The organism is Paenibacillus anaericanus (assembly GCF_003994475.1).
Lineage (GTDB): Bacteria > Bacillota > Bacilli > Paenibacillales > Paenibacillaceae > Fontibacillus > Fontibacillus anaericanus.
Map to the genome: position 1 here is coordinate 416,694 of NZ_RZNY01000002.1, position 15,370 is coordinate 432,063.

At 43.5% G+C, this 15,370-nt stretch carries 11 protein-coding genes; all 11 read right to left on the reverse strand.

What is annotated here, in order from left to right:
- Positions 1 to 8: 8 nt before the first annotated feature.
- The 11 genes from EJP82_RS04150 to leuC all read right to left on the reverse strand — a co-directional run bounded on the left by EJP82_RS04150 (position 9) and on the right by leuC (position 14,992).
- Positions 9 to 3,707 carry a dynamin family protein gene (locus EJP82_RS04150; RefSeq protein WP_127190744.1) on the reverse strand — a complete coding sequence of 1,233 codons (3,699 nt, stop codon included), beginning with the start codon at positions 3,705 to 3,707 and terminating at the stop codon, positions 9 to 11.
- A gap of 214 nt (positions 3,708 to 3,921) precedes the next feature.
- The gene (locus EJP82_RS04155; RefSeq protein ID WP_127190745.1) at positions 3,922 to 4,206 is read right to left on the reverse strand and encodes an NAD/NADP transhydrogenase alpha subunit; all 285 of its coding nucleotides are present in this window, start codon (positions 4,204 to 4,206) and stop codon (positions 3,922 to 3,924) included.
- Between the two features lie 35 nt (positions 4,207 to 4,241).
- Positions 4,242 to 4,910 carry an endonuclease III gene (gene nth, locus EJP82_RS04160; RefSeq protein WP_127190746.1) on the reverse strand — a complete coding sequence of 223 codons (669 nt, stop codon included), beginning with the start codon at positions 4,908 to 4,910 and terminating at the stop codon, positions 4,242 to 4,244.
- Positions 4,911 to 4,997: 87 nt separating this feature from the next.
- The gene (locus tag EJP82_RS04165; protein WP_127190747.1) at positions 4,998 to 7,727 is read right to left on the reverse strand and encodes an S-layer homology domain-containing protein; all 2,730 of its coding nucleotides are present in this window, start codon (positions 7,725 to 7,727) and stop codon (positions 4,998 to 5,000) included.
- 72 nt (positions 7,728 to 7,799) lie between these two features.
- Positions 7,800 to 8,414 carry a GerMN domain-containing protein gene (locus tag EJP82_RS04170; RefSeq protein WP_127190748.1) on the reverse strand — a complete coding sequence of 205 codons (615 nt, stop codon included), beginning with the start codon at positions 8,412 to 8,414 and terminating at the stop codon, positions 7,800 to 7,802.
- Between the two features lie 25 nt (positions 8,415 to 8,439).
- Positions 8,440 to 9,843 carry an N-acetylmuramoyl-L-alanine amidase family protein gene (locus EJP82_RS04175; protein WP_127190749.1) on the reverse strand — a complete coding sequence of 468 codons (1,404 nt, stop codon included), beginning with the start codon at positions 9,841 to 9,843 and terminating at the stop codon, positions 8,440 to 8,442.
- A gap of 203 nt (positions 9,844 to 10,046) precedes the next feature.
- Positions 10,047 to 10,649, reverse strand: coding sequence for a GerMN domain-containing protein (locus EJP82_RS04180; RefSeq protein WP_127190750.1), 603 nt, complete (start codon positions 10,647 to 10,649; stop codon positions 10,047 to 10,049).
- Positions 10,650 to 10,695: 46 nt separating this feature from the next.
- Positions 10,696 to 12,156: an N-acetylmuramoyl-L-alanine amidase family protein gene (locus EJP82_RS04185; RefSeq protein WP_342773671.1), complete on the reverse strand. Its 1,461-nt coding sequence runs from the start codon at positions 12,154 to 12,156 to the stop codon at positions 10,696 to 10,698.
- Between the two features lie 296 nt (positions 12,157 to 12,452).
- Positions 12,453 to 12,767 carry a hypothetical protein gene (locus tag EJP82_RS04190; RefSeq protein ID WP_127190751.1) on the reverse strand — a complete coding sequence of 105 codons (315 nt, stop codon included), beginning with the start codon at positions 12,765 to 12,767 and terminating at the stop codon, positions 12,453 to 12,455.
- A 168-nt stretch (positions 12,768 to 12,935) separates the two neighbouring features.
- Positions 12,936 to 13,541, reverse strand: a complete 606-nt coding sequence (leuD, locus tag EJP82_RS04195) for a 3-isopropylmalate dehydratase small subunit (protein WP_127190752.1) — start codon at positions 13,539 to 13,541, stop codon at positions 12,936 to 12,938.
- Between the two features lie 26 nt (positions 13,542 to 13,567).
- Complete coding sequence (gene leuC, locus EJP82_RS04200; protein ID WP_127190753.1) at positions 13,568 to 14,992, reverse strand: 3-isopropylmalate dehydratase large subunit; 1,425 nt, start codon at positions 14,990 to 14,992, stop codon at positions 13,568 to 13,570.
- Between the last annotated feature and the right edge of the window lie 378 nt (positions 14,993 to 15,370).

Genomic DNA, 15,370 nt, shown 5'->3' on the forward strand with positions numbered 1-15,370 from the left:
TCCTTAATCTATTCTGTGATGTTGCGGTTATTCGCAGATAAAGTAAGATTCAAGGAGTGAAGCCGTTCCATCACGATTCCCCACGATTCTTCTCCTTCTGGAGAAAGTGTAAGATTGCCAATACCTGATTCCCATTCATCCCACTGTGATTCTAAAGATCGTGTCAGCGCAAACAACCTTGTTGCCGTCTCCTCACAATACAAGTTAATCAAGCTCTGGCTTGCCTCCTCCACAACCTCTTTAACTTTAATCTCGAGTGAGGACTCTACGGCTTCACGAAGTCTTTGCTTACCACCTCCCTCAAAGAAAGCCTTAGGATTCTTGAAATAAGTCCAGTAAGCACTCGGATCGAGTACCTGTGAAAGCCATCCTTCCTTCGCCTCAGGAGATGTCCAAGTGACAGCAAGATGAGTAACAAAAGTCGGAATGATATCCATTTTCCCCTTTAAGTCATCCAACCAGGCGTTATATACCACGTTGAGCAAAGTATCACATTTCTTCTCCATTCTCAGCGAGGTAACCTGAATTTCTCGTTCCAATTCCAGAGATAACCCAGCCAGCCAACCATGGAATGTTGAAGTAAACTTCCGCTTTATATCACTGCCATCATCCTGGAGTAATGTGGGGTGGAAATATTCAAGTAACAGATCACCTGCTAGGAAACGCAGTCTTTGCCGAGCATGATACAGCAGTTCTTCTACTTCTTGGCGTATCTCCATATCGCAAGTCATTTGCGATAAAGCACCCAACTCAGTTACAAAGCTCTTACGGCTCTCTTGAAGCCGTTCTAGAAGAATTTCTCGCTCCTCCTTACTTTGTGTCAAGGTAGCTGTCCACTGCACTACACGGTCCATTAGCACACTGAATTCTCTTTGCGCCGCATCCAAGGCGAGGCCAGCAGAATCTTGACCTATGAATTCAAAGAATGCAGTCTCAAACTTTGCAAACCCTGAAGTAGAATCTAAAGCCCCTCCATTTACACTTCTGGATTCCAGAGCCATCTGGCTTGAAACAGCATGAATTTGCGGTGATTCGATACCTACTCCACGAAGTCCATCCTTCACATAATCTATGACTTCATCAAGTTCCTGAGGTGTTGCGGCTAAATCAGCTGCATTCACAATGAAGAACATTTTATCTAATGCGAAACTCCCCTTCACTCTTCCAAGATGGGCTAGGAACTGACGATCCGCCCGGGAGAACGCATGATTGTAGTAAGTTACATATACGATAGCATCACTATTCTTCATATATTGAAAAGTCACATTCGTATGACGCGCGTGGATGGAGTCTGCACCTGGCGTATCTACAATGACCATCCCCTGATCTGTCAAAGGACAAGCGTAATACAATTGAATTTCAGCGACAAAGCAAGCCTTGTTCTCATCAGAAACATAGGAGACGAAACCCTCTAAACTAGCTATGTCCTGACCTCCTAAGCGAGAGACATATTCTGTCCAACCGGAAGCTGCTGCCTTTAGAAAGCTATAGTGGGCCCTTCCTAAAGGAGGCACATCACTGATCTTTAATTTGGACACTTGAGACAGCCAACTCTGTTCCTTCCATGTACCGAGCTGTAGTGATTCAAATGAATAGATCAGATCGCTCTTCATCGCTTCTATCGTCTTAAAAACAATCTTCGCCTGGCCATGCTGCATCCCATTCTGAGGTGCCATGATCACGTTGATTGCTGCCGTAGTTGGATGCGGTGATACAGGCAATATCTCCGATCCTAGCAAAGCATTAGCGAAGGAGGACTTACCCGCGCTGAACGCACCGAACAGCGCAACCGTAAACTTGCCACCGCGTAAGTGGACCGCGCGTGCTCGAAGTTCTTTGACCCCGGTGCCGAAGGCCGGGTACGGGGCAAGTACCTCAGCTGCGGCTTCCAGCACTTCGGCCGCAGCCGCTAATCGCTGCTGGCCGTGCATGGCCGCGGCTGGCGCTGCCGGCGCAAGCGCGTGCGACGCTTGCGGGCTTGTTGCCGCAGCTGCGGCAACGGCTAGCGCCTCCGGCGCCGGGGCCGCCGTGCGCGGCGCGGCCAGCGCAGGCGGTTCCCCCACCTCCGGCAGGGTGCCGGGGGTGAGGGCCGGGGCTGCGCCGAGCAGCGCATGCAGCTGCGCAGCGCGCTCCTTGGCGGCAGCGTCAAGCGCGTGCCACCGCGTCGCCGCTTTAGATCGCGCAAGCAATGCGGCGCGCTGAGCGGCCAGGTCCTGCGCCGTAGTAGCTACGCGCGGCGCAAGTTCCTCCGCAAGCAGCCGCTCGGCTACCGCGAGCGCAGCGCGGCGATAGCGCCCGGCAATGCCGGCTGCTACATCTGCTGCATAACGCAGCGTGTACTGCCCAGAGAGCAGCGCACCCTCTTGGGCCGGGCCTGCGATCCATTCCTCTTCCGCTTGCGGCAACGCTGCATCCATCACGGATTCCCATTCCGTGCTCCAAAGATCATGGCTTCTTCCAAATTTGCGAAGTAAATCTCGAACATGCCAGTCAACCTGTGCAGATGTTCCCTCCTGCAGCTTGGACAAAAAATCATCCCGTCTTCGATCTTTCTCTCTTTGTGTCTTACCACCACTAAACAATAGTCCCGTCTTAAAGTTACTTTCGCGACTAGCTAAATAAAGTTCCCCTGCCTCCCGAAGCGAAGGGGTCATAATATGTACACTTCCGAGCAGTCGATCCAGATCTTTGGTAAACTCCCTGCGCGATGCCTCCAACAAGTTATCGTTTGATTCTATCCTAGCCTCCAGAGCAGTTAAATCCATTTGCAGCGCCTCAAGAACCTCAACACCACCAACTTCCGACAGTAAATCCTCCCTCTCATCTTCTTCAGCTATTTCGCAACGCTTCAAGAAGCTTTCCGCCCCATGGTGAATAGAACAAGCGATACTGTAATGTAGTAATAACTTTCGTTCAATTAATAAATTCGTAATACACGCTCTTAATTGCGACAACATATTTAAAGGATGATTGAGATCTTTCAATGAAATATACAAAACACCTGTAGGGACTATCCCCCACAATTCGAAAGCCTGTTCAACAGATTCCCTGTAAGTTTCAAATGATACTTCCTGCTCACGGTGCTTATCGATCTGGTTGATGACCAAATAGAGTGGTTTACCCCAGTCCGCCAACATTTTGGCAAATGAAAGATTACTCTCTGACAGCACATGATTATAATCCATTACGTAAAACACGACATCACCCAAATGCAGGGCTGAATTCGTAACTTGCGCATGAGCGGCATCACCTGAATCAACACCAGGAGTATCCAATAGGACACCATGTTCACCTAACAGTGGGATGTCGTCCCATAGCTTAATCATTGAATATGTATCTCCATCCCGGCAATACTTCTCTAAATCGCCTAACTGGGTTGAGACTATTCGCTCACCTTCATCTCTCTCCCCTCTTACTGGGGTTAATTGAACTTGAGGTAGACCATGACGGAGCGCGGAGACATTCGCAGTTGTAGGAATCGGCGCTGACGGTAAGACGTCTTTCCCACACAATGAGTTAATTAGACTTGATTTCCCAGCCGAGAAATGACCGCAGAAGGATAGTGTCAATTCACCCGCAGACAACTTCTTCTGTAGATCATCTATTTCCCGCCAAGCTGTGTCATCTCCACACTGGTTGTACAATTCACTAAGCTGGTCGAGCAGCATCTGCAATGAATGATCTTGACTATCTGTAATCGTTTTCATCGAATATTCTCCTCCTCCCTTGCTACTACGGTGAAATGCGGCACGAAAGTTTGCATATGTATTTTCTATTTAATTCTTCAGGAAATACAATCATTCTACATTACCTTGGAGATACATGGAAGGGTTCTGAGACAATTCGTTCAAACAAAAAAATAGACAAAAAAAATAACCAGTCCTCGGAAGCACATCCCAGGAACTGGTTATTTTTCGAATATTACATCAACGCTGCTTCAGCTTTATCAGCTTCTGATGGAATCAATATTTCAAACACTTTACCATGCTGTAAAATAGTGATGCCTCTAGATTTATCCTTCATGACGACAACTTCTGGTTTAACAGCCATCCGCTCCAAATAATGCTCAGGCACATCGCCGGAATCGCTGACGGTAAGACCATCAATCTCGCGCTCATCGTTCTCCTGCAATTCAATTTCAATCACTTTTTCGAAAACATCCGAAAATAGTTCAAAGTTATCAGTGTATACGGAAATGCATTTCATGGAATCTCATCCTCTACTATCGTTATCTTTTTTTGTCACGCTTCTCTATCTTTTCTGACTTGTGACCTTTTCATACGCTTTTTGCCTTCGCGGCAAACATCAAGCAACGGACAGATCTGACACTGTGGGTTTTGTGCCTTACAGTGATATCTGCCGAAAAAAATAAGCCGATGATGTGTAAGCGTCCATTCTTCCTTCGGGATCCGCTTCATCAATTTCTTCTCGACTTCTAATACGGTATCGTTCCAACCCGCAAGTCCCAGCCGCTTACTCACCCGTTCCACATGAGTGTCTACAGCGATTGCCGGAACACCAAATGCATTGGAAACAACAACGTTGGCCGTTTTACGTCCAATACCCGGTAACAATACCAACTTATCATGCTCACTTGGAATGTCACCTCCATATTCCTCGATCAGTATCATACACATTTTCTGTATATGCTTGGCCTTACTGCGAAACAGACCGATACGACGAATATCTTGCTCTAACTCTTCCAACGGGACGGAGACGTAGTCTTCTGGAGTTTTGTACTTTTGAAATAAATCCACCGTCACCTTATTCACAGTCGCATCGGTACATTGCGCAGACAACAGTACAGCAATCGTTAATTCGAAAGCATTACTATGCAACAATTCGCAATGTGCATCCGGGAACATTTCGCCTATACAATCCAAGATATGGCGGACATCCGCGGCATTCATGTCTCCACCCAACTTCCTTTAACGTATAAATAACCGCCTCAATCCGGGAAAAATCCCGCATCAAGACGGTTATTCCTACGAAAATGATTATTGTTTTTCGACCTCAACCAGTTTGTCACCGTTGAAATATAAAACAATTTTATCATTTTCCTTAAGAGATTGCACGGATAATGTCGTATCACCTTGATGAATATATGTTTCAGGTGTGACAGTGAACCTAAAATTGTTGTCTGACAGAGACGCTCTAATCACTAAAATCTCTTTATTATTCGCATCATATCTTGATACTTTACGCTCAAGTACCGTTAGTACATTAACTACTAGGCCACCATCGCTAGCCTTACGAACCTCTACATGATCCGAAGTTGTCAGACTAGTAATTCCCGTACTTACTGAGGTTCCGCGCAACACCTTTACTCCTCCGGAGAGTGAGAAGATTTCCGTACCACCACTATACGGTTTCAAGGTTAGATTAGAACCATCTACCGCTTGAATTTTACCTAGTGTTAACTTAACCACTTGAACTGCAACTGCAGTTTGACCATTAAAGGTTACATTGATCGTTTGTCCTGCTTCCAGATTGGAGAGCTTAATAACATTACCATTTTCGTCAAGCAATGTCGCCTGATTCACATAAAATTCACTACTTAGTCCATTTGACACAGCACGAATGCGGCTATTAGCTGTATTTACTGAAGATACTTCAAACTGAACCACCGATTTGATCGCAAGCGTCTGTAACGTATCCTGATTAGCACTCAGAATGACTGTTACTGGATCGCCAAGTTTGATATCATTGACAGTTGCATTACTCTTACCAAATAGTTCGATTGATGGTTGCGAACCTTGATAAGGTACAGCTACAGTCTTCCCATCGGCCAACTGAACTGTAATAATTTTCGTTGTCGTATTGGCTGCTAAAAATGTTCCTTCATATTTGTAAATCACCTGTAAAGACAACACTCGGTCCCCAATATGAGTAATATTGATCTTCCGGTCCTTAGTCAAAAGTGATTCAATACCTGAAAGAGTTGGTGCAGTGGAGTTGTAGTCCAATTTAGATTTATCATTTACTACAAAAACATGTGGCTTTTTAGCCGAGTCCAGAACCGTTAGCGTCTTTGACTTTGAGTCATAATTAACAACTGCAGCATCCGAGAGCACTTCGGACTGACGTCCCTGTACAACAATTTGGGTTACCCGTTCTTGTGGATCCAGTGTCAATTCCACTTTATCCCCACCGTTCAAATCGGCGATCAAATCCGCCAATGTCGCATCATTAATTCCATTGATGACAACCTTCGGCTTCTCAACCAACAATTTCACTTCAGGGTATCCACTGGCATTCTTATAAGATAAGAGAGAATTGCCTTCAACACTAATCAAAGTTCCTGTAACCGTACGTTCCACGCCTTGAGAAACTTCGATCGAATCCAGTACGTTATTCTTAACTACATAACTCACAGCCATATCCGCCTTCAATTCACCAAGGGTAAGAATCTGACTTTGATACCGCACAATTGTTCCGGCTGCGCTGTCATCGAACTTAAATGTTTCTGTGTTACCAGAAGCATCTTTGATACTCAGTGTTTTATCCGTAACATTTACGCTACTTATAGTACCTTTACCACTTTTGTTCACAATAGCTGATTTCACTTGAACGATAATCGGCTTATTAGCCCCTGAATAAGTTTCGCGTTGAACTACAAGCGTACTATCCGGTGTAAGGCTCTCCGCCTTAATGGCATTACCGTTCTGATCCATGAATGCCGTATTATCATCGTAAGTATAGGTAACAGAATCATTGTTTACCAATAACAACATACGGTTACCACTCAACATCCGTAACAAGGTACCTTCCGTACTCTCAAGCTGCGCCTTAGCATCTACCACTTCAACATAAACAGCAGAACCTACTTTATCGACAATTAATACTTTCGTATATGGCTTCAGTTCAGCTTTCGTCGCCTTAAGCTCTGAGTCCTTCGTGAAATATACGCTGCGGTTATCTAGTGTAAATGACTTCATCTTACCGTTCGCTGTCAGAGTAACTTTACTATCTGTCAACTCCGTCACGATGCCTTCATAAACATTACTATAACCTGGATTAAAGTGATCTCCTCCACGGCTTAGAAACGTAGCGATCTGCGCTCTTGTAACCTTACCGAGTGGATCGAATTTGTTGCCTTCGACACCTTTAGTGATATCCAGTTGGACCGCTACATTAACGTAACCGCGCGCTGATGCTGTAATCTTATCATGATCCGCAAATCCGGTAGCTTGACCAGCTGAAGCTTTTGCCTCTGTTTCCTTACCTAAAGCACGCACCAGAATTTTTGCTATCCATTCACGCGATGCCTTTTTCTCACCCCAAGATTCCTTAGCGCCTGTAGCTGCAATTTCTTCACTCTTATTAATCAGATTTTGCGATACAGCAAGTTCCAAATAAGGTTTGAAATACTTACTTACTGTAAGTTCAGTAGGCGAGCCCTCACCATTACCTAATTTTGAATCTAAGTTCATGAAACGAATCGCCATTGTGATCGCTTCCTGTTGAGTTACACTATCACTTGGGCGGAATTTACCAGCATCTCCTAAGATGATTCCTTCAGCCGCAAGTTTATAAATATGCTTTTCTGCCCAGAATCCGTCTTTAACATCACTGAATATCGATACAGCCGCAACACTTTGAGCCGTAGGAGTAGTAGCTTGATCAGCAAATACCGCTGCACCGCCACTAAGGCACATAGCCGTAACGAGCATGGTAGAAACTGCTTTTTTCGTATTTCGTGTAAAGCTGCGTTTAAATGATGACATTATTTTCTCTCCTTTTAAAAAAATGGTCCCTACCATATTCGACGGTAAGGGACCTCTTTCCTCTAATTTTCCTTAATTTCTTGTCATCGGATGCTCAAGCTCTTCATGACCCATTAAACTTTCCACTTGGGTTCCATCAACTAGGAGTTCAATCGACTTCACTTCGGAGAACTGAAACAAGGTTTGCTTCAATGAATCTAGAGCTAATGATTCTCCTCCTGCCCCAAGGCGTGCTTCATCCGGAAGTGTGATGTCCACTGTAAGTTCTCCGTTCTCAAACTTAACAGATTTGAACACTACCTTCTCCCAGAGAGCGAACAATTCTGTACTACTACTATTCTGGAGTGTTTTCAAAGCAGCTTCATACTTCTCAGTATCACTTGAATAAGAAATATCTTTGGAAACCTTCTTCAACTCTAACATCTGATCGTCGGTGTAATAAGAATCAATCGTTTTCGTCGTGCTATTATCCACAGGTTTATCTTGATTCTCTTGTGAATTTCCTGGTGATGCTGTAGTCGGATCGCTAACACCGTTATTTGTCGTACTATTTGTCGCATTCTCTGTAGCATTATCCGTAGCATTATTCTGAGAGTTACCAGGCGAAGCCTGCGGCTTCTGGCCACATCCTGCACTCAAGACCAACAAAAGAATCAACATCCCGGAAACCAAATACTTTTTGCTCATGATGACTCCTCCTTCGCGAAACATTTTATTGGATACCAAGGTATTCCTTGATACCCTTTACAATGCCTTCAGCTACATTGTTCTGGAAAGATTCAGTAAATAAGATTGCATCATCTTTAGGGTTGCTTAAGTAACCACATTCCAGAAGGACAGCAGGCATCGTCGTTTCCCGTGTAACATGCAAACTCTTGGTCCGAACCTTGCGATCCGTAAGTCCTGAAGACGCAACCAGATACTTATGCATTACATTTGCCAGTGCAAGACTTTCTTTACGCGTGTAGTACGTTTCAACGCCACTAGCTGTAGCAGAACCAGCATTTGCATGAATAGAAATAAAGATGTCTGCATTCATATCCTCTGCGATCTTCACCCGATCCTTCAGCGATGGATACGTATCACCACTACGTGTAAGAACGTAGTCAAATTGGGTCTCTTTCTTAAGCAGTTGTTCCACTTTCAAGGTAACCGCTAGGTTGAAATCTTTCTCTTTCTTCTTCGTTACACTGATGGCTCCCGGATCGCTTCCTCCGTGGCCTGCGTCAATAACAACCAACTTTCTACCGCTACTGGTAGAATCACTATTTAGATCGATAATGACAAGACCATCATTATCATTGGTCAACTTATAGTTTTGAGCTTGATTCAAATCTATAACGAATCTAATAGTCGATGGACTGTTACTGTACAATGAATAACGAATCTTGGAAACAGCAGGATAACCTTCCACGTCTAAATACCCATTTTTATCAGAATCTAGTATGTTTGAGAATGTATCCGCAAACTTCGTATTAGGTATATCAATTACGATCCGCTCGGGTCCTGATATTTTGAATATATTCGGTGTTACATTCTTATCCGTAGCAATCATAAGTTTGTTGTCACTAAAACTTATACCACCTATGGATGCCAAATTTTCATCGGTTACCGGTGGAGTTGTAGGAGGAGTCGGTTCCGTCGTTCCGCCGTTACCTGGATCAACATCCCCTCCCGAATTATTGTCACCTGGGGTAACTAAATATGCAGTTTTCGCCGCATTATCCCAATGAACTGTTAATCCAAATTGCTCGCCAATAAAGCGAAGTGGAACGAGCGTAGTATCACTTTTCAGGATCGGTGCAACCAATAAATTCATTTTATTGCCGTTTACTGTTGCCGTTTTCTCACCCACAACCAGCTTCAGCGTTGTATCAGCTTGCTTTATGGTTACCGTGCGCGTTACTTTCTCCCAGTTGACGTTAAATCCTAGCTCCTCCACGACGACACGAATTGGTATCATGATATTACCATTCACATTTTGAACTTCACCGTTCTTAGGCAAGTTCAGCGCCTTTCCATCCAGGTAAATGTTTGTACTGCCAGCAGCATGTCCCAGTCCCGGAAAAGCAAACATACAAATCAACATAAACAACATTAGACCAGTTTTTTTCATTCACACCCCTACCATCCTAGTATTTTTGTCTGACGAGAAGAAGGATGTTTTTGCTATCTTCGACATTGCCAGACGACATATTAGACGTATGGGTCCTTTAAAAGTTGCGTAATTATGCCAATTTCGTTGAAATAGTTACAATTTTATAATAAATTAAATAAACCATCTCCAGCCGAAGCGTTGAGATGGTTTATTCTTGATTACTATTTAGTCATCGGATGCTCAAGTTCAACATGCCCCATTAAACTGTCCAATTTATCTCCGTTAACCGTTAATTCCAACTTCTTCACTTCTTCAAATTGGAAGAACGTTGCCTTTAGCGCATCGATCGCAAGTGATTCGCCGCCCGAACCAAGCCGTGCTTCATCAGGTAACTGAATATCAACCGTTACTTCACCATCCGCAAACGAAGCCGTGTTCAATATTACTTTCTCCCATAATGATATTACACCGCTACCGCTGACTTTCTGTAAAGCTTTGAACGCTTCACTATATTTGGAATTCGGATTAGCATCCTCTACCGTGATCTCTTGTTCCATCTCTTTCAAATCCATGATGTCGTCATCCGTATAATACACTTTAATCTTTAACACCTGAGGTACGGGAGCTACAACTTGTTCACTCTGACCCCCATTCGATGATCCTTGACTAGAATCTGGCTGGGCTGATGGTTGAGGCTCTTGTTCATTTACTATCTTGTCCGGTAATTGTTCATTTCCCTCAGAACTCGCTAGAGGCTTCTGTCCGCAACCGACTGCGGTTATCATCATAAGAACTAAAATTAATGTTATTCCTATTTTTTTCATTCCGTATAACCCCCTCTTGGTCTATCATTGTTGCCTGTCTTATTTATTATAGGCCAAAATATTCTTTAATTCCTGCTACAATCCCAGCAGCAATACGATCTTGAGCAATCGGATCAAACAAGACGGCCTCATCAAATGAGTTACTTAAGTAACCAGATTCTAAAAGCACTGCTGGCATCGTTGTTTCACGGGTAACGAGTAGATTCTTTTGACGAACCTTGCGATCATTAAGTCCTGTTGCCTGTACTAAGTGCTTATGAATCACATTTGCAAGGGCTATACTGTCCTCACGTGTATAATACGTTTCTGTACCACTAGGATTGGTTTTAACTGATTTATCCACACTATTAGCATGTATAGAAACAAAAATATCCGCCTTTATACTATTGGCTAAATTAGGCCGATTCTTGAGCGTTAAGGTCGTATCATCACTACGATTCATGACAGCGGTAATGTTAGGCTCTAATTTCAACAGTGCTTCTACCTTCAGAGCTATCGCTAGGTTAAAGTCTTTCTCCAGTCTGGTAGGACTACTTGTACCCGGATCAGACCCACCGTGTCCGGCATCAATCAATACCACACGTGTTCCGTTAGATTCCGTTGGCAGGTTAGGGCTAGTAGATTGTCCTGCTAAATCTATGATTACCAAACCATCACCAGCATTTGTAATCGCAAATTGGCTACTGGAGTTCAGATCAATTACAAATCTAATCGTAGAAGTAGTACTGTCGAATAATGAATAGCGTATTTTTGAAACTGCTGGGTTATCTGTTACAAGAAGTTCCCCTTTATTTGCTGAGTCCAGTGCAAAGGTCTCACCAAAAGAAGCCATAGGTATATCTACCACAATTCGATCAGGTCCAAACATAGCGAATGCATTCGGTTGAACCGCACGATCAACTGCAATCATCAATTTATTGTCTGAGAAACTTACTCCATTAATATGGGCAGTTGTCTCAGTTATGTATCCATTCCCTTGTTCTTGTTCAGGATTATTCACCATAGTTTCGCCGCTATCGGATGGAAGGGATGTCCCCTTTCCTGGCAGGATTTCTCCGGCCGCTCCACCTTCAGGACTATATAAATATGCAGACTTCTCTTTATTATCCCAGCTCACTTTAAGGCCCATCGATTCGCTGACGAAACGTAAAGGGACCATCGTTGTGTTATTCAACAAGAAAGGCGCAGCCGCTAGTGTGACACTCTGGTCACCAACTAATGCCTGGTCCTTATCGATTAATAGTTTAAGCTCCGTATCACCTTGCTTAATCGTCACAGTTCCGCTTGCCTTCTCCCAGCCCACATCATATCCCAGGCCTTCGACAATGACACGGATAGGGACCATAACGCTCCCTTTAACATTACCTGCCTGAGCATTACTAGGCTGAGACAGTTCCAGACCGTCCAAGTAAATGTGAGTATCCGCAGAAGCCGCAAATCCTAAGCGCGGAAAAGCTAACAAAAAAACAATTAGTGTCAAGAAAAAACCGATTTTCTTCATCATCATACTCCTATCATTCTTGTAATTTACCGGATGATGACCGGCATACTCAGCAATTTCGACAACACAGCTCATTCTAATCTATTAAACGCTTCCAACGGACAAAATGTTGCTAATTACTTCCATAGTATCAGAAAATAGAACTTTCTCATAGCCTTATATCTTCATAGAAAGACAAAGTAAGACAATAGGGCTAATTTCACCTTATCGTCTTACTCAATAATGTTCTATACATAGTAAATACAGCCTAGATAGTTTTAAACTATAGTTCAATATTTCCCAGAAATTCTCTTAAATTAAATCTAGGACAGATTCATCTCAGAAAAATTCGGAATGAGAATTAGGGTACCTTTCCCGATGGGAGTACCAATATCTGGTGACTTGGATGCAGCGATTCCAATCGTTTGAACACTAGTAACTCCAAATGCAAATTCGGAATGAGGCTCTACATCGATTGTAGTAATTGTTGCATTCACTAGCGTTACAATTAATTGAAGTAGTCTATCTCCTTCATTTTTCAGATGAATTAATAAGTTGATCCCTATCGGATTTTCCTCTACAAAATAACCTCTAGTACTCCCAACTACCTGCTCAAAGTGCAATTCCGCATGTTTCATTTCTGTCTACCTCCTTCTGAAATCAGATACTATATAGTATTTGATTTCAGCCAATCTTCTACTAGCTTTCGACTATAAAAATAGAACTAGACGTAGGCGACAAAAAAGCCCATCTAGCTCACTTAGAATAAGTGAACTAGATGGGCTTGATTTTACTATAAAGCTAGATTAAGCAGACACCACATTAGCGGCTCTCTTTTGCTCATATGCTGTGATCAGGTCCTCATGTTGAAGCGTAAGACCGATATCATCCAAACCTTGCAATAGGAATTGACGACGATGCTCGTCTAGGTCGAATGCGATACTCAGACCGTATTGATCAGTCAATACTTTATTCTCCAGATCCACTGTCAATTGATATCCATCGTGTTCAGCTGTACGTTGGAACAAATCTTCCACTTGCTCCTCCGATAAGACGATCGGTAGAATACCATTCTTGAAGCAGTTGTTATAGAAAATGTCCGCATAGGACGGTGCAATAACACAACGGAATCCATAATCCAAAATGGCCCAAGGTGCATGCTCACGCGAAGATCCGCAACCAAAGTTAACACGTGAGACGAGCACTGATGCTCCTTCGTAACGTGGTTTATTCAGTTCAAACTCAGGATTTACATTGCCTTCGGTGTCGAAACGCCATTCATAGAACAAGAATTGTCCAAATCCAGTACGCTCAATACGTTTAAGAAATTGTTTAGGTATGATTGCATCGGTATCCACATTGACGCGGTCAACAGGGCCAACAATACCAGTAAGTGTTTTAAATTCTTCCATGGTTAATTCTCCTCTCTTCGCTTTGGTTAGCTTACGATCTCACTTTGGACATTCCAATCACGGACGTCTACAAAGCGCCCTTTAATCGCTGCTGCTGCAGCCATCGCAGGAGAGACGAGATGCGTTCTGCCTCCACGGCCTTGGCGACCCTCAAAGTTACGATTTGATGTAGATGCACAGCGTTGTCCTGGGTCTAGTACGTCAGGGTTCATCGCGAGACACATACTGCAACCAGCCTCACGCCATTCAAATCCAGCTTCAGTAAAGACTTTATCTAAGCCTTCTTCCTCTGCCTGAATCTTAACACGACCCGATCCAGGAACGACGATTGCCGTTACTTTCTCAGATACTTTATAGCCCTTAGCAATTTCTGCTGCAGCCCGTAGGTCCTCAATACGTCCATTTGTGCAAGAACCGATAAACACATAATCAATCTCAATGTCAGTCATCGGTGTTCCTGGTGTCAGACCCATATATTCTAGAGCTTTCTCAGCTGCTTTACGTTCATTGTCACTCTCAAAGTCTACCGGATTAGGTACAGTTGCATTGATGTTCGTTCCCATTCCTGGGCTTGTGCCCCAGGTTACTTGTGGTATCAGTGAATCTACATCGAATTCTACTACCCGATCAAACTGAGCACCCTCGTCTGTTGTAAGTTTTCTCCACTCTGCGACAGCAACATCAAATTGATCTCCTTGTGGCACATGCTGGCGACCACGTAGATATTCAAATGTTGTCTCATCCGGTGCGATCAAACCCGCTCTAGCTCCAGCTTCGATTGACATGTTGCAAACCGTCATCCGTTCTTCCATTGTCAGACCACGGATCGCTTCACCCGTATACTCAATAACGTAGCCCGTAGCGAAGTCAGTGCCATACTGTGCAATAAAACCAAGGATAAGGTCTTTAGCAGTTACTCCCGGTTTACGGTTGCCAATAAAGCGCACTTCCAGCGTTTTGGCCTTAGCCTGTTGTAGACATTGTGTAGCCATTACATGCTCAACTTCACTCGTACCAATCCCAAACGCCAATGCTCCAAACGCACCATGCGTTGATGTGTGGCTATCTCCACAAACAATCGTTTTACCTGGATGTGTCAGACCAAGCTCAGGTCCCATTACGTGTACAACACCTTGGTCAACTGTATCCAAATCATACAATGTTACACCAAATTCACGACAGTTTTGAGATAACGTATCAATTTGTTGTTTGGAGATAGGATCCTTAATGTTAAAGCGATCTTTCGTTGGTACATTATGATCCATAGTTGCAAATGTCAGTTCTGGACGACGTACTTTACGTCCGCTTAAACGCAAACCTTCAAATGCCTGTGGCGAAGTTACTTCGTGTACAAGATGCAAATCGATATACAAAATGCTAGGTTTGCTTTCTTCCTGAAAAATCACATGATTGTTCCAAATTTTCTCATACATTGTCTGTTGTTTACTCATTAATAATCACCCCACTGAAGGATTCGACGAACATGGACGAAGCGCTGTAAATAAGTAGCAATACGCTTCGATTAATGAAACTACTATATCATGATTCATGTCATGTTAGAAATACATAAATACAATCAAATTGATAGGTAAAGACTATAAGCTCGATAATTAATACTCTATATTGGAAGACAAAGCCGGACGCAATCAGGAGATAGTTGCAGAAAGTACACCTATTAATGTGGTTAGGTAGACGACAGGTGAATAGATGTATAAAGTACAATTAAAAGAGCGGGATATGATGAAAAGTGGGGACTTTCCGGTATTTAGATGTAGGTTTAGAACTAGAATAAAAAGTGGACACCTCGATAAGAGAATTCGATAATGAAT